Annotated in this window: 25 protein-coding genes and 1 tRNA gene; 5 read left to right on the top strand and 21 right to left on the bottom strand. The window is 65.3% G+C overall.

Annotation, left to right across the window (positions count from 1 at the left end; all coding sequences use genetic code 11):
• Positions 1 to 84: 84 nt before the first annotated feature.
• Positions 85 to 1,362 (top strand): ROK family protein, encoded by a 1,278-nt coding sequence (locus F3W81_RS06445; protein ID WP_193082803.1) that lies wholly within the window; start codon positions 85 to 87, stop codon positions 1,360 to 1,362.
• Positions 1,359 to 2,825, top strand: a complete 1,467-nt coding sequence (locus F3W81_RS06440) for a CRTAC1 family protein (RefSeq protein WP_193082802.1) — start codon at positions 1,359 to 1,361, stop codon at positions 2,823 to 2,825. Before F3W81_RS06445 ends, F3W81_RS06440 begins: the two co-directional genes overlap by 4 nt.
• Here F3W81_RS06440 and F3W81_RS06435 read toward each other — a convergent pair.
• The 13 genes from F3W81_RS06435 to glpD form a co-directional block, all read right to left on the bottom strand.
• Positions 2,822 to 4,141, bottom strand: a complete 1,320-nt coding sequence (locus F3W81_RS06435) for a cytochrome-c peroxidase (RefSeq protein ID WP_193082801.1) — start codon at positions 4,139 to 4,141, stop codon at positions 2,822 to 2,824. The genes F3W81_RS06440 and F3W81_RS06435 overlap by 4 nt on opposite strands.
• 75 nt (positions 4,142 to 4,216) lie before the next feature.
• Positions 4,217 to 4,855 (bottom strand): isochorismatase family protein, encoded by a 639-nt coding sequence (locus F3W81_RS06430; RefSeq protein ID WP_193082800.1) that lies wholly within the window; start codon positions 4,853 to 4,855, stop codon positions 4,217 to 4,219.
• Between the two features lie 15 nt (positions 4,856 to 4,870).
• On the bottom strand, positions 4,871 to 6,052 hold the full coding sequence (locus F3W81_RS06425; protein ID WP_193082799.1) for an isochorismate synthase: 1,182 nt from the start codon (positions 6,050 to 6,052) through the stop codon (positions 4,871 to 4,873).
• Between the two features lie 333 nt (positions 6,053 to 6,385).
• The gene (locus F3W81_RS06420) at positions 6,386 to 7,501 is read right to left on the bottom strand and encodes an iron-containing alcohol dehydrogenase (RefSeq protein ID WP_226941885.1); all 1,116 of its coding nucleotides are present in this window, start codon (positions 7,499 to 7,501) and stop codon (positions 6,386 to 6,388) included.
• Positions 7,501 to 8,991 carry a glycerol kinase GlpK gene (gene glpK, locus F3W81_RS06415; RefSeq protein ID WP_193082797.1) on the bottom strand — a complete coding sequence of 497 codons (1,491 nt, stop codon included), beginning with the start codon at positions 8,989 to 8,991 and terminating at the stop codon, positions 7,501 to 7,503. The genes F3W81_RS06420 and glpK overlap by 1 nt, the downstream gene beginning before the upstream one ends.
• Positions 8,992 to 9,060: 69 nt before the next feature.
• Positions 9,061 to 10,770 (bottom strand): ABC transporter substrate-binding protein, encoded by a 1,710-nt coding sequence (locus tag F3W81_RS06410; protein WP_193082796.1) that lies wholly within the window; start codon positions 10,768 to 10,770, stop codon positions 9,061 to 9,063.
• Between the two features lie 81 nt (positions 10,771 to 10,851).
• Complete coding sequence (locus tag F3W81_RS06405; RefSeq protein WP_193082795.1) at positions 10,852 to 11,124, bottom strand: DUF2160 domain-containing protein; 273 nt, start codon at positions 11,122 to 11,124, stop codon at positions 10,852 to 10,854.
• Positions 11,125 to 11,127: 3 nt separating this feature from the next.
• Positions 11,128 to 11,367 carry a DUF1413 domain-containing protein gene (locus F3W81_RS06400; RefSeq protein WP_193082794.1) on the bottom strand — a complete coding sequence of 80 codons (240 nt, stop codon included), beginning with the start codon at positions 11,365 to 11,367 and terminating at the stop codon, positions 11,128 to 11,130.
• Positions 11,367 to 12,233, bottom strand: a complete 867-nt coding sequence (locus tag F3W81_RS06395) for a carbohydrate ABC transporter permease (RefSeq protein ID WP_193082793.1) — start codon at positions 12,231 to 12,233, stop codon at positions 11,367 to 11,369. The genes F3W81_RS06400 and F3W81_RS06395 overlap by 1 nt, the downstream gene beginning before the upstream one ends.
• Positions 12,230 to 13,105 (bottom strand): carbohydrate ABC transporter permease, encoded by an 876-nt coding sequence (locus F3W81_RS06390; RefSeq protein WP_193082792.1) that lies wholly within the window; start codon positions 13,103 to 13,105, stop codon positions 12,230 to 12,232. The genes F3W81_RS06395 and F3W81_RS06390 overlap by 4 nt, the downstream gene beginning before the upstream one ends.
• Positions 13,105 to 14,187 (bottom strand): ABC transporter ATP-binding protein, encoded by a 1,083-nt coding sequence (locus F3W81_RS06385; RefSeq protein WP_193082791.1) that lies wholly within the window; start codon positions 14,185 to 14,187, stop codon positions 13,105 to 13,107. The genes F3W81_RS06390 and F3W81_RS06385 overlap by 1 nt, the downstream gene beginning before the upstream one ends.
• A complete protein-coding gene (locus tag F3W81_RS06380; RefSeq protein ID WP_193082790.1) occupies positions 14,187 to 15,272 on the bottom strand; it encodes an ABC transporter ATP-binding protein in 1,086 nt (361 codons plus the stop codon). Before F3W81_RS06380 ends, F3W81_RS06385 begins: the two co-directional genes overlap by 1 nt.
• A 22-nt stretch (positions 15,273 to 15,294) precedes the next feature.
• A complete protein-coding gene (glpD, locus tag F3W81_RS06375) occupies positions 15,295 to 16,890 on the bottom strand; it encodes a glycerol-3-phosphate dehydrogenase (RefSeq protein WP_193082789.1) in 1,596 nt (531 codons plus the stop codon).
• A gap of 278 nt (positions 16,891 to 17,168) precedes the next feature.
• Between glpD and F3W81_RS06370 the strand changes: the two genes are divergently transcribed.
• Positions 17,169 to 17,945, top strand: a complete 777-nt coding sequence (locus tag F3W81_RS06370; RefSeq protein ID WP_193082788.1) for a DeoR/GlpR family DNA-binding transcription regulator — start codon at positions 17,169 to 17,171, stop codon at positions 17,943 to 17,945.
• 33 nt (positions 17,946 to 17,978) lie between these two features.
• On the opposite strand, the gene F3W81_RS06365 is transcribed toward F3W81_RS06370, so the two are convergent.
• The 6 genes from F3W81_RS06365 to F3W81_RS06340 form a co-directional block, all read right to left on the bottom strand.
• Positions 17,979 to 18,710, bottom strand: coding sequence for a sulfate/molybdate ABC transporter ATP-binding protein (locus F3W81_RS06365; protein ID WP_193082787.1), 732 nt, complete (start codon positions 18,708 to 18,710; stop codon positions 17,979 to 17,981).
• Between the two features lie 36 nt (positions 18,711 to 18,746).
• Entirely contained in the window at positions 18,747 to 19,610 is an 864-nt protein-coding gene (gene cysW / locus F3W81_RS06360; protein ID WP_193082786.1) for a sulfate ABC transporter permease subunit CysW, read from the bottom strand.
• Positions 19,603 to 19,887: a hypothetical protein gene (locus F3W81_RS06355; RefSeq protein WP_193082785.1), complete on the bottom strand. Its 285-nt coding sequence runs from the start codon at positions 19,885 to 19,887 to the stop codon at positions 19,603 to 19,605. Before F3W81_RS06355 ends, cysW begins: the two co-directional genes overlap by 8 nt.
• Complete coding sequence (gene cysT, locus F3W81_RS06350; protein WP_193082784.1) at positions 19,880 to 20,707, bottom strand: sulfate ABC transporter permease subunit CysT; 828 nt, start codon at positions 20,705 to 20,707, stop codon at positions 19,880 to 19,882. The genes F3W81_RS06355 and cysT overlap by 8 nt, the downstream gene beginning before the upstream one ends.
• Positions 20,708 to 20,712: 5 nt before the next feature.
• Positions 20,713 to 21,759 carry a sulfate ABC transporter substrate-binding protein gene (locus F3W81_RS06345; protein ID WP_193082783.1) on the bottom strand — a complete coding sequence of 349 codons (1,047 nt, stop codon included), beginning with the start codon at positions 21,757 to 21,759 and terminating at the stop codon, positions 20,713 to 20,715.
• 117 nt (positions 21,760 to 21,876) lie between these two features.
• Positions 21,877 to 22,356, bottom strand: coding sequence for an RrF2 family transcriptional regulator (locus tag F3W81_RS06340; RefSeq protein ID WP_193082782.1), 480 nt, complete (start codon positions 22,354 to 22,356; stop codon positions 21,877 to 21,879).
• A 124-nt stretch (positions 22,357 to 22,480) separates the two neighbouring features.
• On the opposite strand from F3W81_RS06340, the gene F3W81_RS06335 reads away from it, so the two are divergent.
• The gene (locus tag F3W81_RS06335) at positions 22,481 to 22,951 is read left to right on the top strand and encodes an Lrp/AsnC family transcriptional regulator (protein ID WP_193082781.1); all 471 of its coding nucleotides are present in this window, start codon (positions 22,481 to 22,483) and stop codon (positions 22,949 to 22,951) included.
• Here F3W81_RS06335 and F3W81_RS06330 read toward each other — a convergent pair.
• Together F3W81_RS06330 and F3W81_RS06325 are read right to left on the bottom strand one after the other, a co-directional pair.
• The gene (locus F3W81_RS06330) at positions 22,948 to 23,409 is read right to left on the bottom strand and encodes a disulfide bond formation protein B (protein ID WP_193082780.1); all 462 of its coding nucleotides are present in this window, start codon (positions 23,407 to 23,409) and stop codon (positions 22,948 to 22,950) included. The genes F3W81_RS06335 and F3W81_RS06330 overlap by 4 nt on opposite strands.
• On the bottom strand, positions 23,406 to 23,984 hold the full coding sequence (locus F3W81_RS06325) for a YqaA family protein (RefSeq protein WP_193082779.1): 579 nt from the start codon (positions 23,982 to 23,984) through the stop codon (positions 23,406 to 23,408). Before F3W81_RS06325 ends, F3W81_RS06330 begins: the two co-directional genes overlap by 4 nt.
• A gap of 226 nt (positions 23,985 to 24,210) precedes the next feature.
• On the opposite strand from F3W81_RS06325, the gene F3W81_RS06320 reads away from it, so the two are divergent.
• Positions 24,211 to 24,294, top strand: a tRNA-Leu gene (locus F3W81_RS06320).
• Positions 24,295 to 24,365: the final 71 nt, after the last annotated feature.

Raw genomic sequence — 24,365 nt, 5'->3', positions numbered from 1 at the left:
CTACTGCCTGATAATCCGGAGGATACGGGAGCGGATGGCGAGTTTCGCCTTCGCACCTGCAGCAATAAGTTTAGAGTCTGAATAATGTACGAGAGTGACGCCAGTGCGAGCGCGACAGAGGACAGCGCGACCGAGGTCAGCGGCTGTGGCCCGATTCTGTCGGTCAGCGGGCAGGCGGGCAAGAACCTGCGCCAGCAGATCTTCGAGGCGGTGCGGGCCGCCGGGCGGACCACGCGCGCCGATGTGACGCGCAGCCTTGGCATCAGTGCCGGATCGGCCACCACGCTGAGCGCCGAGCTGATTGCGGCGGGCTTGCTGCGCGAGGTCGAGGGGCTGGCGCGCGAGGCTGGGCGGGGTCGCCCTCCGGTGGCGCTGGAGGTGGTGCCGGATGCGCGGCTGGTGATCGGGCTGAAGCTGTCGGATCAGGCGCATACGGCGGTGCTGACGGATTTCGCGGGCAATGTGTTGGCCAATGCGGCGCAGCCGACGCCGGCGACGCGCAAGACCAGCGCAGAGATCCTGGAGGAGATCGGCAGTCTGGTCGCCGCGCTGCTTGCCGAGGCCGGGCGCGAGATTGCGGCGATCAGCGCCATGGGCGTCGGGCTGCCGGGGCTGGTCGATCACAGCACCGGGCAGGTGGTCTGGTCGCCGCTGCTGCGCGACCGTGACCTTGCGCTGGCGGCGGCCCTGCAGGAGCGTTTCGGCCTGCCGGTGCAGATCGACAACGATGCCAATATGCTGACGCTGGCCGAGCTGTGGTTCGGCGCCGGTCGGTCACGGTCGGATTTCGCGGTGGTGACGATCGAGGAGGGCGTCGGCATGGGTGTCGTGCTGAACAACCAGCTGTTTCGCGGCTCGCGTGGGGTCGGGCTGGAGCTGGGGCACACCAAGGTACATCTGGATGGCGCGCTCTGCCGCTGTGGTCAGCGTGGTTGTCTGGAGGCCTATGTTGCCGACTACGCCCTTGCGCGCGAGGCGGCGACGGCGCTGGATCGCAACGCCCACAACCGCCAGAGCGCCCATGCGCTGCTTGAGTCGCTGTTCGCCGAGGCGAAGGCGGGCAATGACTCGGCGCGCACGATCTTCAGCCGGGCGGCGCGCTATCTGTCGCTGGGGCTGGCGAATGTGGTGCAGCTGTTCGACCCCGAGCTGATCATCCTGTCAGGTGAGCGCATGCAGTACGACTATCTCTATGCCGATGAAATGATGGCGGAAATGCGCGCTCTGACGGTGGGCAGTGGCCGGGTGCCCTGCCAGGTCGAGCTGCACGCCTGGGGCGATATGGTCTGGGCGCGCGGCGCCTCGGCATTGGCGCTGAGTGCGGTGACGGACTCGGTGCTGGGCGAGAGGTGGGCGTTGTGATCCGCCTGTCGCTGCTCTGTGCGCTGCTGGCCAGTGGGGCCCAGGCGGGCCCGGTGTTCGAGGATCACTCCGCCGCGCTGCCCAAGCATATATACGGTGGCGGATGGGAGCATTTCGTCGGCGGCGGCGTGGCGGTCTTCGACTGCGACGGCGATGCGCGGCCGGATATCTTTGCGGCTGGCGGCGAAAACCCGGCGCTGTTGGTGCGCAATGCGGGCGGCTTTGCGTTCGAGCCGGTGGCGATGCCGGAGCTGCGCGGCGTCACGGGGGCCTATCCGCTCGATATCGACGCGGACGGGCTGATGGATCTCTATGTGATGCGGGTCGGGGCGGACGCTGTGCTGCGCGGGCAACCGAATTGCGGCTTCGTTGACGCAACGCAGGCGTTTGGTGTCGCGCCGAGCGACCAGTGGAGCACGGCTTTCACGGCCTGGTGGACGGACGACGCGCGGCCTCAGATGGCGGTCGGGCATTATGTGGACCGCAGCAATCCGGACGGCCCGTTCGAGGCCTGCGACACCAACACGCTGCTGATCCCGGACGCGGAGGGCTATCGCGCCGAGGTGCTGGCGCCGGGCTTTTGCAGCCTGTCGATGCTGGCGGCGCGGGATGCGCGTGGGCGGCTGGGGCTGAGGATTTCCAACGACCGGCACTATTACGTCAAGGGCGGCTACGAGCAGATGTGGGACATCGGCGAGGGGCGGTTTCTGGGTGAGAGCGATCACTTCGCGAAGGTCTCGCTCTGGGGCATGGGGATTGCCAGCCGGGATCTGAATGGCGACGGGCGGGCCGAGGTGATGATGACCTCGATGGGCGATCAGCTGCTGCAACTGGCGCAGCCAGATGGCACCTACGCCAACGCTCCTTACGCGATCGGCACCTATGCGACGCGGCCGCATGTGGGCGGCGATGGTCGCCCCTCGACCGGGTGGCACGCGCAGTTCGGCGACGTGGATAACGACGGGCGGGCGGATCTGTTCATCGCCAAGGGCAATGTCGATCAGATGCCGGGCATGGCGATCCATGACCCGAACAACCTGCTGATGCAAAAAGCCGATGGCAGTTTTGTCGAGGCGGCGGCAGAGGCGGGGATTGCCACGGCAGAGCGGTCGCGGGGCGCGGCTCTGGTGGATTTCGACGGCGATGGGCGGCTCGATCTGCTGGTGGTGAACCGGCGGGCGCCGCTGGAGCTGTATCGCAACGTGACGCAGGGCACCGGGCACTGGCTGGAGGTGTCGCTGCAGCAACCGGGGGGCAACCGCAACGCCATCGGCGCGCGGGTCAGCGTCAACGGGCAGGAGCAGGAGCTTACGGTAGGCGGCGGCCATGCCAGCGGGCAAGCGGGGCCGCTGCACTTTGGGCTGGGCGACGCGGAGGTGGCCGAGGTCTCGGTGATCTGGCCGGATGGCAGCCGGTCCGGGCAGAGCGTCCCGGCAGATCAGGGGATCACGCTGCGGCGCTAATGCGCGACGGGCAGGCCGCTCGGCACGGTGGCGGGCACGCCAAGGCCGCCTGTCAGCGCCTGCGGGTCGGTGAGGGTTTCGAGGAAAGCGACGAGGTTGGCGATGTCGGTCGCGCTGAGCGTGGTGCGCCATGTCGCGGCGGCGGCGATGGCAGCGACTTCGTCTGGATTGGTCATGATCGTGGCATCGTCATAGGGCAGCGCGGGCAGGATCGCTTGGCTGATGTCGTAGTGCGCGAGGCCCGTTGCCGGGTCGGCGTGATCGGCGATGAAGCTGGCGAGGTCCGCATGCGCCCCCGTATGGCCATAGGGCGCGGTCAGCGTCACGTTGCGCAGGGACGGCGTGCGGAAGGCGTACATGTCGGCGGGATCGCCGGTGACGCGAAAGCGGCCCTCGTCGCGGGTGTGAAGCTCAAACTTCACGGCTTTGCCGGGGCCGATCTGCGGCGCGCCCATGGCGTGGAAATCGTGGTCGGTCTGGAACGCGCCTGAGTGGCAGCTGTCGCACCCCGCGGGGCCGTAGAACAGCGCCATGCCGTCCCGGGCGGCGTCCGGCAGGGGTGTGGCGTCGCGCAGATAGGCGTCGAAGGGCGCGGTGTCCGAGCGCCACTCGGCGGCCATGAACACCGCGATGGCGTTGGAGATATCGGTGAAGGCGATGTCGTCGGGGCGGGTGATGGTCGGATAGACGGCCATGAAATCAGTGGCATAGGCGGGGATCGCGGCGACGCGGCGGGCGATCAGATCCCAGGCGCCACCGGGGCCGGTGATCAGGCCCTGCCGCGTGGCGCGGGCGATGTCGTTTTCGTTGACGTGGCCGGCCATCTCGTCTGCGCTCAGCACCGGGAACATGGTCTGCGCCGAGAGCAGAGAGGCGAAGCCGGTGACCATGTCGTCATCCAAGGGCGTGCGAAAGCCGCCGGGGCGGGTCGCGTCAGCCTCAATCCGGCCATCGTCGAAGAGGCGGGTGAACTCATGCGCGCCGAGGTTGAACAGCGCCGGGGCATTGCGGGGCACGCGGGCTTCGGGTGGGTTGTCGGGGTCGGCGATACGGTCGGGGCCAAGGCCAATGCCGCCGTCGCCAAGCGAGAGCGACAGGCCATCGCCGGTGCCAAAACGCGGGTGATGGCAGGTGGCGCAGGAGACCTCGCGGTTGCCCGAGAGGAGGGGGTCGTAGAACAGCAGCTGGCCAAGCGCGGCCTCGGCAGCGTTGACGGGCGCATAGCTGTCGTCGGTGACCGGCGCAGGCAGCGGCCCGGCGAGGCTGGTGGTCGTGAGGACGCTGCAAAGCCCGGCTGTGATCAGAATCCGGCGCATTGGTTCTCCCCTCCCCATGACCAGAGCGGACCATGGCAAATTGGCGCGCTTTGGGCAATGGGGTTGGGGAGTGTCTCAGGCTGTGAGGGTGGCGAGAAGCGTGTCGGTCTGGGTGACGACGCCACAGGTGGCGGCAACCATGCTCATCGCCATGTCGTGGCGGGGGCGGTTGAAATCGGCCTGGGCGTCGGCGACGGCGAAGGGCTCGATATCGCGCTGAAAGGCCTCAGAGGCGGTCGCGAGGCAACCGATATGGGCATAGATGCCGGTGACCACCAGCTGATCCCGGCCGCGCGCGCGCATCAGGTGGTCGAGGTTGGAGCGCTGGAAGGCGCTGTAGCGGTGCTTGTGCAGCACGATGTCGTCGGGCTGGGGCGCGAGGGCGGGCAGGATCGCCTCATGCGCCGCGTCGCGCGACATGCCGGGGCCCCAGAGATCACGTTGCAGGCCCCGGTCGGCGGGCAGCTGGTTGCCGTGCTGGGCGGTGTAGAAGACCGGCACCCCGGCGGCGCGGGCGGCCTGAGCGAGACGGGCGATATTGGCGATCAGCGGCTGCAGGGGGGCGCTATCCTGCGGGAAAGGCGCGCAGAAATAGGACTGCATGTCGTGGATGAGCAGCGCCATGCGCGCAGGCTCGGGCGTCCATGTGGCACGCGAGGTCGGCAGGTCCGCAGTGGTGGGCAGGGCGTAGGCGGGAATGGTGGGCAGGGCCATGGCAGGGGTCTTTCGTCAGTTGGTCTCGGTCGGGATCGCCATGTCGTGGGCGAGGCCAAGGGCGCGCAGCAGGGCGCCGAACTTGGCGCCGGTCTCGGCCGCTTCCAGAGCGGGGACCGAGCCGGGCACGATGCCGGCCCCGGCGTAGAGGCGGGCGCGGTGGCCCTGAATCTCGGCGCAGCGGATGGTGACGTACCATGCACCGTCGCCGGTGGCATCGGTCCAACCCACGGAACCGGCGTAGAAATCCCGCGCGACGGGTTCGAGCTGCCTGATCAGCTGGGCGGCGCGATCACGGGGGGCACCGCAGACCGCAGGGGTCGGATGCAGCAGGCTGGCGATCAGCACGGAGGGGGTGTCGGGATCCTTCAGCGTGCCTTTGATCGGGGTGCCGAGGTGCCACATGGTGTCGGAACTGGTGATCTCGGGTCCGCTCGGCGCGGTGAGGGTACGGCAGTGCGGCGTGAGGATGTCGAGGATGAACTCCACCACGATGGCATGTTCGCGCAGGTCCTTGGCCGAAGCGGCGAGGGCCTGAGCGGCGGCGCGGTCCTGCTCCGGGTCGGCGCGGCGTTTGGCAGAACCTGCGAGGGGGTGAGAGAGGATCTCGGCCCCGGTCTTGCGCAGCAGCAGTTCCGGCGAGGCGCCGATCAGGGTGCGGGGCTGGGCGTTGTCTGTGGTGTCGGGCAGGGCGACCTGAAAGGCGGTGACGGAGGCATCCTGCGCCAGCCGCGCCAGCACCGAAGCGACCGGGATCGCGCGATCTGCGGAGAGGGCAAGTGTCCGGGCCAGCACGATTTTTCGCAACGGGTCGGGAAGGGAGGCGTGACGCTCCATCAGTGTCAGGGCCTGAGCGACGGAGGCGGCGTAATCCTCGGCAGAGGGTTCGGGGGTGACGGACCAGGTGAGGGTTGCCTCGGGGGGGAGACGGGGATCGAGGGGGGTGTGATGGGTCTGTTCGGCCAGCCAGAGGCAATCGTCGCCGTCGCGCTCAAACGGCAGGGCGCCGCCAATGATGCCGGAGGGGGGGATGTGCTGCATGGCCTTGGCGATGCGGTCGGGCAGGGTGGCGATGGGTCCGCGCGGCAGGGGCTGCAGGGGACCAGAGGCACCGATCGCCCCGGTGGGGCCCTGAAACAGGAAAGGCGCGGACTGCAAGGCGGCCGCTGGGGCGGCACGATGGCGCAACGTGTTCATTCGGCAGCTCTTTTTAGCTTTGTGACGGGTCTGAAGTGTCGCTGGCAAAGCTGTGTTGAGAGGGGCGTCAGTCACGTCGGGCCGAAGGGGGTGTCTCTCGCAAGGTCTTGGCTGGCTAGGATCGAGGGCCAGATCGAGTGCGCTGAGGACGCCGATATGACCGGTGTTGCCGCTTTATGAGAGGCAGGCCCGGAGAAGACAAGTAAAAAGCTCAGGTATAGGCGAGGGCAGGCTGATCGGGGGGGAAGCTGCCCGATTTGGGGTGTCGGTATCGCGTCGGTATGCCGTCGGTATCCGGGCGGTGCGATTTTCGCCGCGATGTGGCTCCGGTGCTCAGCTGCTGGCGAGGATTTGAAGCAGGTCCGATACGCTGAGCTGTACGGGGTTGGGGCGCATGGAGGAGGCGGCGAGGGACTCGGTGGCGACGTCGCCGTGGGTGTCGGGGGTGACACCGAGGTCGGCAAGGCGCGGCAGGCCTTGCGCGTCGATCCATGCCTCAAGCGCGCTCAGCGGGTCGGGGGCTTCGGGGAAGGCGGCTGCGATCCAGGACAGCACCTCGGGCCCGCGGGGGCCGCGCATGCGCGCGAGGTTGGTGCGCACGACCGGCACCAGTAAACGGCCACAGAGCGCGCCGTGGGGGGCCCCTGTGCGCCCGCCAAGCACGCCCGCCAGACCGTGCACCGCGCCGAGGCCAGCATTGGCCAGAGCGATGCCGCCGGAGAGGCTGACATGGGCCATGTCGCCGAAGGCCTGCTCGGTGGGAGTGTGCATGAGGGAGCGGAGCGCGCGCAGCCCAAGGGGGATGGCATCGCGGCAGAGCGCGTCGGTCAGGGGGGTGGCATTCCGCGACAGGTAAGGCTCGATCACCTGTGTGATGGCATCAAGGCCGGAGGCGAGGCGGATCGCGGGAGGCACGTCTTCGGTGAGGGCAGGATCGACCACGGCGAGGCAGGCGATCATGCGGTCATCGCGCAGGCTGACCTTGCGCTGGGCATCGGGGACGGAGATCACCGCGTTCTTTGTCGCCTCGGCCCCGGTGCCGGAGGTCGTGGGGATCGCGGCGAAGGGCAGAGGCGCAGTGTCGAGGGAGTGACCGTCGCCGACCACCTCCAGATGATAGAGCGGGGGATGCGTGCCGGGCAGCAGGGCTGCGAGGGCCTTGCCGAGGTCTAGGGCAGAGCCGCCGCCCAGCGCGATGACGGCCCCGGCGTTGTGGGGACGCAGGGTCTTGAGCGCGGCCTCCAGCCCCGGCAGGGTCGGCTCTCCCTTCGCGATGTAGGTGTGCACGGTGCAGCCCAGCGCGCGCAGGTCGTCGGCAAGTGGGAGGGCGGCGCTGGCAGAGGCGCTGTGGACGAGGATCAGGCGGTCGCCGAGGGCGCGCAGGTGCGGCATTGCCTGCGCCAGCGCGCCGCGCCCGAACAGGATGCGCGGGGGGAGCAGCAGTTGCATCAGAAGGCTTGGGCTGCGGCCACGGCGCGGGTCCATGCGTCGTACTTTTCGCTGCGCTGGGCGTCGGACATCGCGGGGGTGAACTGACGGTCGAGCGCCCACATCTCGGCAAAGCCTGCCTGATCTGGGTAGAGTCCGGCGCGGTAGCCGGCGAGCCATGCCGCGCCCATCGCCGTCGTCTCAAGCGTCTTTGGGCGGTCGACGGGGGCACCGATGATGTCGGAGAGGAACTGCATCGCCCAGTCAGAGGCGCTCATCCCGCCATCAACGCGCAGGGTGGCACCGCCTGCGGGGCGGTCCCAGTCGCGCTGCATCGCCTCCAGCAGGTCGCGGGTCTGGAAGCCGACGGATTGCAGGGCGGCGCGGGCCAGCTCCTCGGGGCCGGAGTTGCGGGTCAGGCCGAAGACGGCGCCGCGACACTCGGCATTCCAGTAGGGCGCCCCGAGACCGGTGAAGGCGGGGACGAGGACGACGTTCTGCCCCTCGTCGGCCTTTTCAGCGAGGCCTTGGGTTTCGCTGGCCTCGCGGATCATCTTGAGGCCGTCGCGCAGCCATTGCACCACGGCCCCGGCGATGAAGATCGAGCCCTCAAGCGCATAGGTCGGTTTGCCGTCAAGCTGGTAGGCGATGGTGGTCAGCAGCCGGTTGGTGGAGCGCACGGGCGTGTCGCCGGTGTTGAGCAGGGCAAAGCAGCCGGTGCCATAGGTGGATTTCAGCATACCGGGCTGGAAACAGGCCTGACCAATGGTGGCAGCCTGCTGATCACCGGCAACGCCGAGGATGGGAAGCTCGCAGCCGCCGAAGAGGTCGGGACGGGTGGTGCCGAAGTCAGACGCGCAATCGCGGACCTCGGGCAGCATTTCCATGGGGATGTCGAGCAGATCGCAGATGGTCTGGGACCAGCGGCCCTTGCGGATGTCATAGAGCAGGGTGCGCGCGGCATTGGTGGCGTCTGTGACATGGGAGGCGCCGCCGGTGAGCTTCCAGATCAGGTAGGTGTCGACGGTGCCGAAGATCAGCTTGCCCGCCTTGGCTTTGTCGCGGGCACCCTCGACGTTATCGAGCAGCCATTTCAGCTTGGTGCCGGAGAAGTAGGGGTCGAGCAGCAGGCCGGTGCGCTCAGACACCATTTCCTCGTGCCCCGCGTCTCGCAGCTCGGCGCAGATCGGGGCGGTGCGGCGGTCTTGCCAGACGATGGCGTTGTGGATCGGCTTGCCGGTGTCGCGGTCCCAGACCAGCGTGGTTTCGCGCTGGTTGGTGATACCGATGGCGGCAATGTCGGAGGAGGAGATCCCGGCGCGCTCAATCACCGCGCGGCAGGTGGCGGCGGTGGTGGACCACAGGTCCGAGGGGTCATGTTCGACCCAGCCCGACTGCGGGTAATGCTGGGGGAATTCTTCCTGTGCGCTGGCGGTGACCTGTAGCTGGGCGTCGAACAGGATCGCCCGGCTGGAGGTGGTGCCCTGGTCGATGGCCAGAATATAGCTCATGCGTCGCTCCGCGCGGTAGGTGTCAGGGTCGGGGCGCGCATGTGACACGCGCGCCCCGGTTGGCTTGGCTTACTTGTTCCAGGAGGAGACCAGATCGTCGTAGCTGACGGTCTTGGGCTCTTCATCCTCGTTCGCCAGCTTGGGCTTGGGGGCACCGGGCTGGTCGAGCCAGTAGGACGCATCCTGTTCGTCGTTCAGCACCGGGCCGAGATCACCCTGAATGCCGGCACGTTCGATACGGGCCATGACGCCTTCCATATCGGCGCAGAGCGAGTCCAGAGCCTCTTGCGAGGTCTTGGCACCGGACATGGCGTCGCCGATGTTCTGCCACCACAGCTGTGCCAGCTTGGGGTAGTCAGGCACGTTGGTACCGGTGGGGGACCAGCGCACACGGTCGGGGGAGCGGTAGAATTCCACCAGGCCGCCCAGTTTCGGCGCGCGGTCGGTGAAGTGCTGGCTCTCGATCGTGGAGTTGCGGATGAAGGTCAGGCCGATATCGGCTTTCTTCACGTCCACGGTCTTGGAGGTGACGAACTGTGCATAGAGCCATGCGGCCTGTGCGCGGTCCACCGGGGTCGACTTCATCAGCGTCCAGGAGCCAACGTCCTGATAGCCGACCTTCATGCCGTCTTCCCAGTAGACGCCATGCGGGCTGGGAGCGAGACGCCACTTCGGCGTGCCGTCTTCGTTCATCACGGCGTCAGAGGCGACCAGAGGCGCCACGAAGGTCGTGTACATGAACATCTGCTGGGCAATCTCGCCCTGTGCCGGCACGGGGCCCGCCTCAGAGAAGGTCATGCCGGCTGCGGCGGGGGGAGAGTACTCCTGCAGCCACTTGATCGCCTTGTCGACGGCATAGACGGCTGCGGGGGAGTTGGTCGCACCGCCACGGGTCACGCAAGCGCCAGTGGGCTGGGACTTGTCGTTGACGCGGATGCCCCATTCATCGACCGGCAGGCCGTTGGGTTCACCCTTGTCGCCCATACCGGCCATGGACATCCACGCATCAGTGTAACGCCAGCCGAGCGAGGGGTCCTTCTTGCCGTAGTCCATGTTGCCATAGACCTTCTTGCCGTCCATCTCACGTCCGGTGAAGAATTCGGCGATATCTTCATAGGCAGACCAGTTGACCGGCACGCCGAGCTCATAGCCGTACTTTTCCTTGAAGGCGGCTTTGGTGTCGGGATCGTTGAACCAATCGTAGCGGAACCAGTAAAGGTTGGCGAACTGCTGGTCGGGCAGCTGGTAGAGGTCACCATCGGGCGCAGTGGTGAACTGGGTGCCGATGAAATCCGCAAGGTCGAGCGTGGGGGACGTGACGTCCTTGCCCTCGTTCGCCATCCATTCGGTCAGGTTGCGCACCTGCTGGTAGCGCCAGTGGGTGCCGATCAGATCGCTGTCGTTGACATAGGCGTCATAGATATTCTCGCCCGACTGCATCTGGGTTTGCAGTTTCTCGACAACGTCACCTTCGCCGATCAGATCGTGGGTGATGTTGATGCCGGTGATGGCCGTGAACGCAGGCGCGAGGACCTGGGATTCATATTCATGCGTCGTGATGGTTTCGGAGACGACGTTGATCGACATGCCAGCATAGGGCTTGGCGGCGTCGATGAACCATTGCATCTCGGCTTCTTCTTCGGCGCGCGAAAGGGTCGAGACATCGCCGATTTCGTCGTCGAGAAACTTTTTAGCCGCCTCCATGTCAGCGAGCGCTGGGCCCCCGACGAGGCAGAGGGCAAGGCCCAGTGCCGTGGAAGATTTCAGTAGGACGTTCATGTAGATTCCTCCCTAAGGTGAACGTGGTGGTGGGGTGATCCGGGGTGCCTCCTCTGCGCCCTCGGATCGTCGTATCGGGCGCTATACCCAGCGGAAGACCGCTGCGGCATAGGCGAGGCAGACAAGCAGCGCATAGGGCTGAGGGCCGAGATCAAGGCCCAGCCAGGCCAGATTGAGGAAGGCCGAACCGAGCAGCGTGATGAACAGCCGATCGCCGCGCGTCGTCTCAATCTGCAGGACGCCGGTGCGCGGCGTCTCGGGGTAGCGGATCGCCAACACCGTGAAGGTCAGCAGCAGGGCCGCGATCACGAGGAAGAAGGCGGCCGTCGGCCATGTCCATGCCATCCATGCCATTGGTCAGGTCCTTATGTACTGCTGGTCGCCCGAGCGTTCGGACGCGCTTTCAGTGACTTGGCGAAGGTTCGGCCATTGGCGCTGGGCAACCTCCTCCTTGAATCGTTTGCCTTCTTCCGGTTTCACGGAGTTGGGGATGTCGTCCCAGAAATCGCCGCAAAGTTCGGGCAGCGTGGTGACGTCTCCGACCTCAAGCTTGTCGATTTTATCTTGGATGAAAACGCGGGGTGGAAATGCACTCATCAGACTCTCCCCAGGGCAAAGCCCTTGGCTATGTAATTGCGGACGAAATAGATCACGAGCGCACCGGGAACGATTGTCAACACACCTGCTGCGGCCAGCACGCCCCAATCGACACCGGCGGCGCCGACGGTGCGGGTCATGGTCGCGGCGATGGGTTTGGCATCTACGGAGGTGAGGGTGCGGCTCAGCAACAGCTCGACCCAGGAGAACATGAAGCAGAAGAACGCGGCGACGCCGATGCCGCTCGCGATCAGGGGCGTGAAGATCTGGATGAAGAAGCGCGGGAAGGAGTAGCCGTCGATATAGGCGGTCTCGTCGATCTCTTTCGGGACGCCGCGCATGAAGCCCTCAAGGATCCAGACCGCCAACGGCACGTTGAACAGGCAGTGTGCCAGTGCCACGGCGATGTGGGTGTCGAACAACCCGATCGAGGAATAGAGCTGGAAGAACGGCAGCGCGAAGACGGCGGGCGGCGCCATGCGGTTGGTCAGCAGCCAGAAGAACAGATGCTTGTCGCCCATGAAGGAATAGCGGCTGAAGGCATAGGCGGCGGGCAGGGCGACGGCGAGGCTGATCACCATGTTCATCACCACGTAGATCAGCGAATTGACATAGCCCATGTACCAGCTCGGGTCGGTCAGGATCTTTTCGTAGTTCGCCAACGTCAGGTCCTGCGGCCAGAGCGAGAAGCTGCCCAAAATCTCGGTATTGGTCTTCAGGCTCATGTTGATCAGCCAGTAGATCGGCAGCAGCAGAAAGATCAGGTAGAGCGCCATGACGATCAGCGAGGCCGAGGGCCGCCATGTACGCGCTTTCGCGTGGCTGCGTGTGCCGAGGCGGGTGGTGGAAACGGTGGTATCGGTCATTGCACGCCGTCCCTTTTGTCGAGGTTGGTCATGACGGTGTAGAACACCCATGAAATCAGCATGATGACGAGGAAGTACATCAGCGAGAAGGCAGCCGCCGGGCCGAGGTCGAACTGACCGAGGGCCATTTTCACCAGATCAATCGACAGGAAGGTCGTGGCGTTGCCGGGGCCACCGCCGGTGACGACGAAGGGCTCGGTGTAGATCATGAAGCTGTCCATGAAGCGCAGCAGGATCGCGATCATCAGCACGCCCGCCATCTTGGGCAGCTCGATGTAGCGGAACACGGCCCAGCGGCTGGCCTGATCGATCTTGGCCGCCTGATAGTAGGCGTCGGGGATCGAGCGCAGACCCGCATAGGCCAGCAGGGCGACGAGTGAGGTCCAGTGCCAGACGTCCATGACGATGACGGTGACCCAGGCGTCGATGGTGTTCTGGGTGTAGTTGTAGTCGATCCCGAGGGCGTCGAGGGTATAGCCGAGCAGGCCGATGTCGACGCGCCCGAAGATCTGCCAGATGGTGCCGACGACGTTCCAGGGGATCAGCAGCGGCAGCGACATGGTGACAAGGCAGAAGGACGACCAGAAGCCTTTTTTGGGCATATGCAGCGCCACGAAGATGCCCAGCGGGATCTCGATGGCGAGGATGATGGCGGAGAAAATCAGCTGCCGCACGAGGGCATCCCACATCCGCTCGCTCGCCAGCATGTCACGGAACCAGTCGAGGCCGGCCCAGAAGAACTGGTTGTTGCCGAAGGTGTCCTGCACCGAATAATTCACCACGGTCATCAGCGGGATGACGGCAGAAAAGGCGACCAGCAGCAGCACCGGCAGCACCAGAAACCATGCCTTTTGATTGACGGTCTTGTTCATCAGGCGGCCTTTCCTTGCGGGGAGATGCGCCAGTCGTTGGCGTAGACGTTGACGCCTTCGGGCGCAAAAGTGATGCGGTTGGCACCTTCAGGTATCACATCACCTTCACCGGATATGGCGTTGATTTCATGACCGTTTACCTCAAGCCGCAGGATCTTGTGGCGGCCCACGTCCTCCACCCGGCGCAGGCGCGCGGGGATGCCCTCGTCTGTCGTCGAGAGGCGGATGAATTCGGGGCGGACACCGATCTGCATGGTGCCTGTGCCCGCGTAAGCGTCGCCCAGATCAACCGGGGTTCCGGCGATGCGGGCGGTGCGGCCATCGACCTCAGCGTCGAACAGGTTCATGCCCGGCGAGCCGATGAAGTAACCAACGAACGTATGCGCGGGGCGCTCGAACAGCTCCTGCGGGGTGCCGATCTGGACGACGCGGCCATCGTACATGACGACGACCTTGTCGGCGAAGGTCAGGGCTTCGGTCTGGTCGTGGGTGACGTAGATCATCGTGTGGCCGAAATCGTGGTGCAGCTTTTTCAGCTGGGTGCGCAGCTCCCACTTCATGTGGGGGTCGATGACGGTCAGGGGCTCGTCGAACAGCAGGGCGTTGACGTCTTCGCGCACCATGCCACGGCCAAGGCTGATCTTCTGCTTGGCGTCGGCGGTGAGGCCGCGCGCCTTGTGGTTCAGCTGCGCCTCCATGTCGATCATCTTGCCGACGCGCTGGACCCGGCGGGCGATCTCGGCCGCGTCCATGCCACGGTTCTTCAGCGGGAAGGCGAGGTTTTCGCGCACGGTCATGGTGTCGTAGACCACGGGAAACTGGAAGACCTGCGCGATGTTGCGGTCTGCCGTCGGGGCATGGGTCACGTCACGGCCATCGAACAGCACCCGGCCCTGACTGGGGATCAGCAGGCCGGAAATGATGTTGAGCAGGGTGGACTTGCCACAGCCCGACGAGCCGAGCAGGGCGTAAGCCTCTCCATCGGCCCAGTCGTGGTTGAGTTCCTTGAGGGCGAAGTCATCGTCCGCCTTTGGGTTGGCCATGTAGGAATGGGCGAGGTTGTCGAGGGTGATCTTGGCCATTATGCGGCCTCCGCATAGGGCGCCGAGGCGACGAGCTGGCCGTCTTCGGCGAAGAGATAGACGCGGGAGGCGTCGAGGTAGACCGGCAGCGACTGACCCGGGCTGAGGTTGCGGATGCCGTGGATCAGACCGACCCAGCGGGCGCCGTGATAGTCGAGGTGCACGAAGGTCTCGGAGCCCGTGATCTCGGTCACCGTGAGGGCGGTGTCGAAGGCGATGGCACCGGCGTGGGGCTCAAGGCTGAGGTGGTTGGGGCGGAAGCCGGCGATATAGCGACCATCCGCCAGACCGGGGGCGAGGGTGTCGGCAGAGATCTCGCCTGCGGTGCCGTAAGTCACGCGGTTGCCGCGCTTTTCCACGGGCAGGAAGTTCATCGGCGGGTCGGAGAAGACGCGTGCCGTGGTGGCGTTATTGGGGTTGCGATAGACGGTGGCGGTGGGGCCGAACTGGGTCACGCGGCCCTCCCACAGCGTCGCACAATTGCCGCCGAGCAGCAGGGCTTCTTCGGGTTCGGTGGTGGCGTAGACGAAGATCGCGCCGGATTCCTCAAAGATCTTGGGGATTTCGGCACGCAGTTCTTCACGCAGCTTGTAGTCGAGGTTGGCGAGGGGCTCATCAAGCAGTACCAGACCGGCGTTCTTGACCAGTGCGCGGGCGAGGGCACAGCGTTGTTGCTGGCCGCCCGACAGCTCAAGCGGTTTGCGCTCCAGCATGGGGGTCAGCTTCATCAGCGCAGCGGTGTCGCGGACGCGGGTGTCGATCTCGGCCTTGTCGATGCCGAGCAGGCGCAGGGGCGAGGCAATGTTGTCGTAGACGGTCATCGAGGGGTAGTTGATGAACTGCTGATAGACCATGGCGACGCGGCGGTCCTGCACGCGCTGGCCGGTCACATCGGTGCCGTTCCAGAGGATGCGGCCCTTGGTCGGCGCATCAAGCCCGGCCATCAGACGCATCAGGGATGTCTTGCCCGACAGGGTCGGCCCCAGCAGCACGTTCATCGTGCCCTTTTCCAGCGTCAGCGTGGTGTCGTGGATATGCGTCGTCGCGCCGACGACGCTGCTCACGCCCTCAAGTTTCAGTGTCATTGCCTCCTCCTCCTGGCCGTTTTTACTCGGCGGCCTCCGACACAAGCTGCGCACGACGTGCGGTCATGTAGGTTTCAAGCTCTGCGGTGTCCTCCTCCGACAGTCGCAGGCCCAGTTTCGAGCGGCGCCACAGGACATCCTGCGCGCTGCGGGCATATTCAAAGCGCATCAGCCAGTCGACTTCGCGCGCCGTCAGGTTGTAGCCAAAGCGCTGGCCAAGGTCGTCGGCGGTTGTCGCGCCCTTCAGGACCTGGCGCGCTTCGGTGCCATAGGCGCGGATCAGGCGGCGGGCCCAAACATCGTCCAGAAAGGCGAAGTCGCGTTGCAGGCTGGCGATCTGGGCCGCGACGCCATCGACGGGGAAATCGCCGCCGGGCAGGGCGACCCCTGCGGTCCAGGGGCCGGGCAGGTCGGTGAAGTGGTCTCCGATCAGCTCCAGCGCGCTTTCGGCGAGGCGGCGGTAGGTGGTAATCTTGCCGCCGAAGATGTTGAGCACGGGGGCACCGGCGCTGGTGTCGACCTTCAGTGTATAGTCGCGGGTGGCGGCGGTGGCCGAGCTTGCGCCGTCATCATAGAGCGGGCGGACGCCGGAATAGCTCCAGACGATGTCGTCGGTTGAGATCGGGTGCTTCAGGTAGGCGTTGACGAAATCGACCATATAGCGCTGCTCTTCTGGCGTGCAGACGGGCTTTTCGTCGGGGTCGGTGTGTTCCTGATCCGTGGTGCCGATCAGGGTGAAGTCGGTCTCGTAGGGAATGGCGAACATGATCCGCCCGTCGGTGCCCTGGAAGAAATAGCTCTTGTCGTGGTCGAACAGGCGGCGGGTCACGATATGGCTGCCGCGCACCAGACGCACGCCATCGGTGCTGTTGGAGCGGATGGTGTTGGAGATGATGTTGCCGACCCAAGGCCCACCGGCGTTAACAATCATGCGGGCGTGGACGGTGCTGGTGGTGCCGGTTTCGACGTCTTCCAGCGTGACGTGCCAGATGCCATCGCTTTGATGCGCAGAGCGGACCTTGGTGCGGGTCAGGACGGTCGCGCCGCGCGCTTGGGCGTCACGGGCGTTCAGGACGACGAGGCGGGAGTCTTCGACCCAACAGTCGGAATACTCGAAGGCTTTCTCGAAACGGTCTTCCAGAGGCGCGCCCTCGGGCGCTGTCTTCAGGTCAAGGCTGGACGTCGGGGGCAGGATCTTGCGACCGCCGAGCGTGTCGTAGAGGAACAGCCCGAGGCGGATCAGCCATGCAGGGCGGCGGCCCTTCATCCACGGCATGACAATGTTCATCAGGCGGGAGGTGGGCGTATCACTCTCAAACCGCATGTCGGGGTGGTAGGGCAGCACAAAGCGCATCGGCCAGCTGATGTGCGGCATGGCGCGCAGCAGGGTTTCACGTTCGATCAGGCTTTCGCGGACCAGCCGGAACTCAAAGTATTCGAGATAGCGCAATCCGCCGTGGAACAGCTTGGTCGAGGCGGAAGACGTGGCGGACGCGAGGTCGGACATTTCCGCCAGCGTGACCGACAGGCCGCGCCCCGCAGCGTCCCGGGCGATGCCGCATCCGTTGATGCCGCCGCCGATGACCAGCAGGTCACAGATATCGTCGCTGGCTTGCACGCTGGACCCCTCCCCTGAGCCTGATTTGCTTACCGAAAGGTTACTGAAACTTTGCCCAAAAGAACAAGCTTTGTTTTCGTTTTTTTTCGTATTGGAGGAAATGGCGGATAAGTCATGGACTTTGCTGGTGAAAATGTTCGATGATATGGGGTGCGCTGCTGTGGGTTTCGCCGGAAATGATCGCTGCAGAGCAGCATTCGGCTGGAATCGCCCCCCTCGATTTCTATTGACGTGTTCGCACTGGCGCGTTTCTTTTCGGTTTAGCAAAGGACCGCATCATGTCGCAGACCATCCGCCATCCAGAGATCCTCGATATTGCGCGCCGCGAAGGCAAGGTCACGGTCGAGGGGCTGGCCGAACATTTCGGCGTGACGTTGCAGACCATCCGGCGCGATCTGTCCGACCTTGCCCATGCCGGGCGGCTGGAGCGGGTGCATGGCGGGGCGGTGCTGCCCTCGGGCACGACCAACATCGGGTATGAGGAGCGGCGGCGGCTGAACGCGGACGGCAAGACGGCGATCGCGCGGGCCTGTGCGGCGCAGATCCCGGAAAACTGCGCGGTGTTCCTGAACATCGGCACCAGCACCGAGGCCGTCGCGGTCGAGCTGATGCACCATCGCAACCTGCTGGTGGTGACCAACAATATGAACGTGGCCAACATCCTGTCGCAGAACCGCGACTGCAATGTGATCGTGACGGGCGGGTCGCTGCGGCATTCGGACGGCGGGCTGATCGGGGATATCACCACAGCGGCGATCCGGCAGTTCAAGTTCGATATCGGGGTGATTGGCTGTTCGGCGATCGACAATGACGGCGATATTCTGGACTTTGACGTGCAGGAGGTTGGCGTCAGTCAGGCGATCCTGACGCGGTCGCGGCGGACGTTGCTGGTGGCGGATCATACCAAGTTCAAGCGCACGGCGCCGGCGCGGATCGCGTCTTTGCAGAACGTCGACATGTTCTTCACCGACCGGGCGCTGCACCCCGATCTGAGCGCGCGTTGCGCGGATTGGGGCACCGAGGTGCAGATCTGTGCGGGTAAGGGGAAGGCCTGACCGGCCGAACCTGAGGGGCCGGTCAGTCGTGTTTCACACGAGCGCGGGCTGTTCGATGAAGCGGCGCACGAAGTCGGTCTGCGGGCGTTTTCGGATGTCGACGGGGGTGCCGACCTGCTCGATCCGGCCCATGGACATGACGGCGACCATGTCCGACAGGCTCATCGCTTCGTCCTGATCGTGGGTGACGAAGATGGTCGTCAGGCCGGTGGCGTCGTGGATGTCACGCAGACCGGCACGTAGCTCGCGCCGCACGCGGGCGTCGAGGGCACCGAAGGGCTCATCCAGCAGCAGTACGCGCGGCTCGGTCGCGAGGGCCCGCGCAAGGGCGACGCGCTGACGCTGGCCGCCCGAGAGCTGGGAGGGATAGCGGCTGGCGATGCCGGGCAGCTGGATCAGCTCCAGCAGCTTGGTGACGCGGCGCTCGATCTCGGCGCTGGCGGGGCGGGTGCTGCGGGGCCGGGCGCGCAACCCATAGGCGATGTTTTCATAGACGGTCATGTGGCGGAACAGGGCGTAGCTTTGAAAGACGAAGCCGGCGCGGCGCTGCTGGACGGTGATGCCGGTGGCGTCGGCGCCGTCGAACAGGACGCGGCCGGAGGTCGGCGCCTCAAGCCCGGCGATGATGCGCAGCAGGGTGGTCTTGCCGGAGCCTGAGGGGCCGAGCAGCGACACCATCGCGCCGGAGGGGATGGCGAGCGAGACGGGGTGCAGGGCGGTCGTTGCGGCAAAGCTCTTGGCGATTTCGTCGATCTCGATATGCATTTCGGTCTCCTTTTCAGTGACTTCAGTGGCGGATTTTCAGTGTCTGCGGGTGGCGGCGAGCAGATCGGCGTGGCGCCATTCCATCAGGGATTTCAGCAAAAGGGTCAGCAGGGCGAGGGCGGCCAGCAGCGCGGCCATCGAGAAGGCGGCGACCGAGAGGTATTCGTTGTAGAGCATCTCGATCAGGATCGGCATGGTGGTGGTCTGGCCACGGATCTTGCCCGAGATCACCGCGACAGCGCCGAATTCGCCCATGGCGCGGGCGTTGCACAGCAGCACGCCATAGAGCAGCGCCCAGCGGACGTTGGGCAGGGTCACGGTGCGGAACATGTACCAGCCGGTCGCGCCCAGAGTCAGGGCGGCTTCTTCTTCGCTGCGGCCCTGTTCGCTCATCACCGGGATCAGTTCGCGGGCGACGAAGGGGAAGGTGACGAAGAGGGTGGCGAGCAGGATGCCCGGCACGGCGAAGACGACGCGCAGGTCGTGGGCACTCAGCCAGGCGCCGAACCAGCCGGAGCTGCCGAACAGCAGCACCAGCGACAGGCCCGCGACGACCGGCGAGACCGAGAACGGCAGGTCGATCAGCGAGATCAGGATCGCCTTGCCGCGAAAGTCGAACTTGGCGATGGCCCAGGCGGCGGCAAGGCCGATCGCTGCGTTGAGGGGCACGGCGATGACCGAGATCAGCAGCGTCAGGCGGATCGCAGCCCATGCGTCGGGGGTGTTCAGCGCCGCGAGAGAGGCGCCGAGCCCGTCGCGCAGCGCCTCGGCAAAGACCGCGGCGAGGGGGGCGAGCAGCAGCAGCGCCGTCAGGATCAGGATGACGCTGGTGATCACGATACGGGCCGGGCGGGCCTCGGTCGTGACGTCTGCGGGGCGATAGAGGGGGATGTCAGACATGGCTGTCAACTTCGCTAAAGCGGCGCAGGTGGGCGCGGCGCGGCGCCCGGCGCAGAGCGACGTATCCCATTGGGGCGACCAGCAGCGACGGCGCGGCGCAGTAGCAGGCGAGGACCAGCAGCAGCGGTGCGCCGGTGATCCAGAGCGCGATGGTGACGCAGAGGCCGAGCGCTCCGGCGAGGGCGGCCAACACGAAACCGGCAGCGGCAGGCAGGGCGCGGCGCGGTTGCGGGGCGCGGGTTGTGGCGTGACGGGGCAGTATGCGGTTATTAGACATGTCCAATCCTCCTACGGTTCCAGACCTGTGTGGCGTTGATGGCAAACAGCATGGTGAACGAGATGCCGAGCATGGCGAGGCCGATGGCAGCGGCGGCGTTGTAGTCATATTCCTCCAGCCGGATGACGATCAGCAGGGGGGCGATCTCGGTCTGGTTGGGCAGGTTTCCGGCGATGAAGATGACCGAGCCGTATTCCCCGACAGAGCGGGCGAGGGCGAGGGCGAAGCCGGTCATCAGCGAGGGCGCGAGGGTGGGCAGCACGACGCGGCGCAGGGTGCGCAGGCGGCTGGCGCCCAGGGTGGCAGAGGCTTCCTCGACCTCGGCGTCGATTTCCTCGATCACCGGTTGCACGGTGCGCACCACGAAAGGCAGGCCGACGAAGATCAGGGCGAGCCAGATGCCGACCTCCGTGTAGGCGACCTGAAGGCCGAGGTGGGCGAGGGCGCTGCCAAAGACGCCGGTGGGGGCATAGAGCGCCGTCAGGGCGATGCCGGCGACTGCCGTGGGCAGGGCGAAGGGCAGGTCGACAGCCGCGTCGATGATGCGGCGGCCGGGAAAGCGGTAGCGGGTCAGCACCCAGGCGAGGGCCAGCCCGAAGACCAGATTGAACACCGAGGCGATCAGCGCGGCGCGGAACGAGAGGGTCAGCGCCGAGGCAACCCGTTTGGAGCCGAGGTGCTGGGCCAGCTCGGCCGGACCCATCGCCACGCCTTGCCCGACCAGAGCGCCGAGCGGCAGCAGCACCACGATGGAGAGGGCCAGCAGAAGGATGCCCATGCCGAGGCCGAAACCGGGCAGGGGCGAGGTGGTGCGCAGCATGGCCCCTATTCCTCGTAGATCTGGTCGAAGATGCCGCCGTTGCCGAAAAATTCGGGCTGTGCTTTCGCCCAGCCGCCGAAATCGGCGATGGTGACAAGGTCGAGCTTGGGGAAGCGGGCGATGTCTTCGGGTTTGGCAAGCGAGGTGTCCCAGGCGCGGTAGTAGTGCGCCAGGGCGAGGGCTTGCGCCTCGGGGCTGTAGAGGTGGTCGAGGTAGGCCTGCGCGGCGGCGCGCTGTGCGTCGTCTGTCAGGTTGCCCTCGACCAGGGCGACCGGCGGCTCGGCGAGGATCGAGACGGAGGGCACGACGATGTCGAAGGCGTCCTTGCCCATTTCGGCCTGCGCCAGAAAGGCCTCATTCTCCCACGCCAGCAGGACATCCCCGACGCCGCGCTGTGCGAAGGTGGTCGTGGCCCCGCGTGCGCCGCTGTCCAGAACGGGGACGTGGCTGTAGAGCTTGGTCACGTAGTCCTTCGCCGTCTCGTCGCTGCCGCCGGGCTGTTTCAGCGCCCAGCCCCAGGCGGCGAGGAAGTTCCAGCGCGCGCCACCGGAGGTCTTGGGGTTCGGCGTGATCACCTGAACGCCGTCGCCGATCAGATCGCCCCAGTCGGTGATGGCCTTGGGGTTGCCCTTGCGCACAAGGAACACGATGGTCGAGGTATAGGGCGAGGCGTTGTGCGGCAGCTTGCTCTGCCAGTCTTTCGGCACGGCGGGGCTGCGCGCGGCAATGGCGTCGATGTCCGAGGCGAGGGCGAGCGTGACGATCTGGGCGTCGAGCCCCTCGATCACCGCGCGGGCCTGCGCGCCGGAGCCGCCGTGGCTTTGTTCGACGGTGACGGGCGGATTGCCCTGCGCCTGCCACCATTCAGAGAACATGGCATCATAGGCGCGGTAGAATTCGCGCGTCGGATCATAGCTGACGTTGAGCAGTTTCGTCTCGGCCAGGGCCGCATCGGCGAGGATCGGCAGGGTGACAATGGCCGTGCTGCCAGCGAACAACGCCGCAAGGGCGACGCGTTTCAGGGCGGGTGCAAGCGATCTGTTCAGGGTCATTCAGGACCTCCTTTCGGAACGGCGCGGGATGCGCTCGGGGGATGTCCTAAATATCTACCGAGTTAGTAGATTTATCGAGAGATAAGGTTCACCGTTCTGCGGGCGGTGCGGAGAAGATTATTCTCCTGCGGTGCCGAGAAGCGAGGGGTCTGTTGCTGCGGTGATGCTGAGCCCGGCGAGTTCGGGGGCCTTCAGCAGGTCCGCGAGGGTCAGGGATTCGATCAGCAGCAGATAGCTGTAGAACACATCGCTGAAGACACGGCGCAGCTGGCAGGTTTCTTCGTCGGTGCAGTCATCACACTTCTGATAGGCGCGGCGCGACAGGCACGGCAGCGGCGCGATGGGGCCGTCGATCTGCTGTAGGATCTCGCCTAGGGAAATCTTGCCCGGCTCGCGGATCAGGAAATAACCGCCCGAACGCCCCCTTTTGGCCCCCAGAAAGCCCGCGCGCCGCATCTCCAGCAGGATATGTTCCAGAAACCGCTTGGGCGCGCCGGAGCGTTGCGCGACCTCTTCGATGGTCAGCGCTTCGCCCTTTTCGAGGGCCCCGAGAGCCATGAGCGATTTCAGAGCATATTTTGTTTTCTGGGTGATCATGAAGAGACGTTAAACCCGCAATATTCGGCTGGCAAGGTCGGCTTTCCGCTTAAAGACGATAAAGACGGTAGACTTTATATTTTTAAATGGCAGACTGAGGGCAGAACAGACGCCGGAGGACGCCATGACGCTTGATCGGATTGACCGCAAACTTGTTGCCGCCCTGATGGGGGATGCCACCCAGCCGGTGTCGCGGCTGGCCGAACGGGTCGGGCTGTCGCAGACGCCGTGCTGGAAGCGGATCCAGAAATTGCAGAATGCCGGGATCATCCGCGCCCGTGTCGCGCTGGTCGATCCTGAGCTGGTGGGGCTGGGGCTGACGGTCTTTGTCGGGGTTTCGGCGCCGCAGCAGGACGCGGGCTGGCACGAGGCCTTTGCCGCCGTTGTCGACGCCATCCCCGAGGTGATGGAGGCGCACCAGCTGGCGGGCAGCTACGACTATACGCTGCGCGTCGTGGTGCGCGACATGGCCGATTTCGACCGGGTGCGCGGGCGCATCACCAGCGCCATCGTGATCCGGGATCTGACGGTGCAGTTCGCTTCGCGGCGGGTGAAATCGCTCAGCGTGCTGCCGATCGACACCTGTTCCGCTTAGCGGCTGCGTTTGAAGGCGTAGAGCCAGAAGCCGACGAGGATCAGCGAGATGATGGCGTTCCAGGAGGCCATCGAGAGGCCGAGCATCTGCCAGGCAACCTCGTCACAGCGGATCAGCGGCGCGTTCATGATCTTGTCGAACAGCTGTTCCGAGCTGAGCGAGCCGGGAGGGCCGGAGGTGCAGGTGGTCGGCCCCTCGAAGATGCCGCGCTCAACCCCGGTGTGATAGATGCCGATGCCGGCGGTGATCGCCGCCGCCAGCGCACCGAACAGCGCAAAGATGCGCTGTTGCGTGGCCAACGCCAGAGCGCCGATTGCAATCGCCGCCAGATGCGGCCAGCGTTGCAGCAGGCACAAATGACAGGGCGCCAGCCCGCCGATGAACTGAAAGCCGAGCGCCCCCAGCAGGAGCGCGGCAGAGCCCGCCGCAGCGATCAGCACCGAAAATCGAAAGGTCATATGTATTTCACCAGAAGGAATCCTCCGATGAGGATGGCGAAAAATACAATGAACACAAGGCCCAGACGCTTCTCGATGAAGTCACGAACGGGTGAGCCGAACTTCCACAGCAACCCTGCGATGATGAAGAACCGCAGGCCACGCGCCAGGATCGACGTCATGAGGAAGGTGGCCAGGTTCATGCCGGTCCAGCCGGACATGATGGTGATGACCTTGTAGGGGAAGGGGGTCATGCCCGCCAGCAGCACGGCCCAGAAGCCTGCTTGGTTGAACTTCTCGTTGAAGACCTCGATCGAGTCGGCCTTGCCGAGCGATTCCAGAATGGGCCGGCCGATGCTGTCGAAGGCGAGCGCGCCGATCGCATACCCGAGCAGGCCGCCCAGCACTGACGCCGCCATGGCGACAGCGGCAATGGTGAAGGCGCGGTTGGGCCGGGCGATGATCATCGGGATCATCAGCAGGTCTGGCGGAATGGGAAAGAACGAGCTTTCCACGAAGGAAATGAGCGCCAGAACCCAGAGGGCATTCGGGTGATCCGCCATACGGATCGTCCAGTCATAAAGGGATCTAATCAATGTCCTGCCGGGTCCTGTCTGTGCCGCAAATCGGGCCTGTTTCTCGGGCTCACAGACCATGCAGGGGGGCAGCGGTCAAGCGCTGGTCGGGGTTTTGCGATGTAGGTTGCGTGACATCTCTGCAGTCTTTTGCCAGAGCGCCGAATTTCCGGCATTTTTGTCTCTGGACGCCGCTTTGTGCTGAGGCTAAGGAAGAGTCCCGACCCGCAGGATATGCAGGTTTTGGGCCCAAGTGGCGGAATGGTAGACGCAGGGGATTCAAAATCCCCCGCCGCAAGGCTTGCCGGTTCGAGTCCGGCCTTGGGTACCACATTGTTTTTACAGTGTTTTCATTCATCTTAGATACTCACGTTGAACAGTGTTGAGAGGTTTGAGCCCACA

The organism is Pseudooceanicola spongiae, assembly GCF_014899185.1.
GTDB lineage: Bacteria > Pseudomonadota > Alphaproteobacteria > Rhodobacterales > Rhodobacteraceae > Pseudooceanicola > Pseudooceanicola spongiae.
This window is presented reverse-complemented; position numbering and strand designations above follow the sequence as displayed.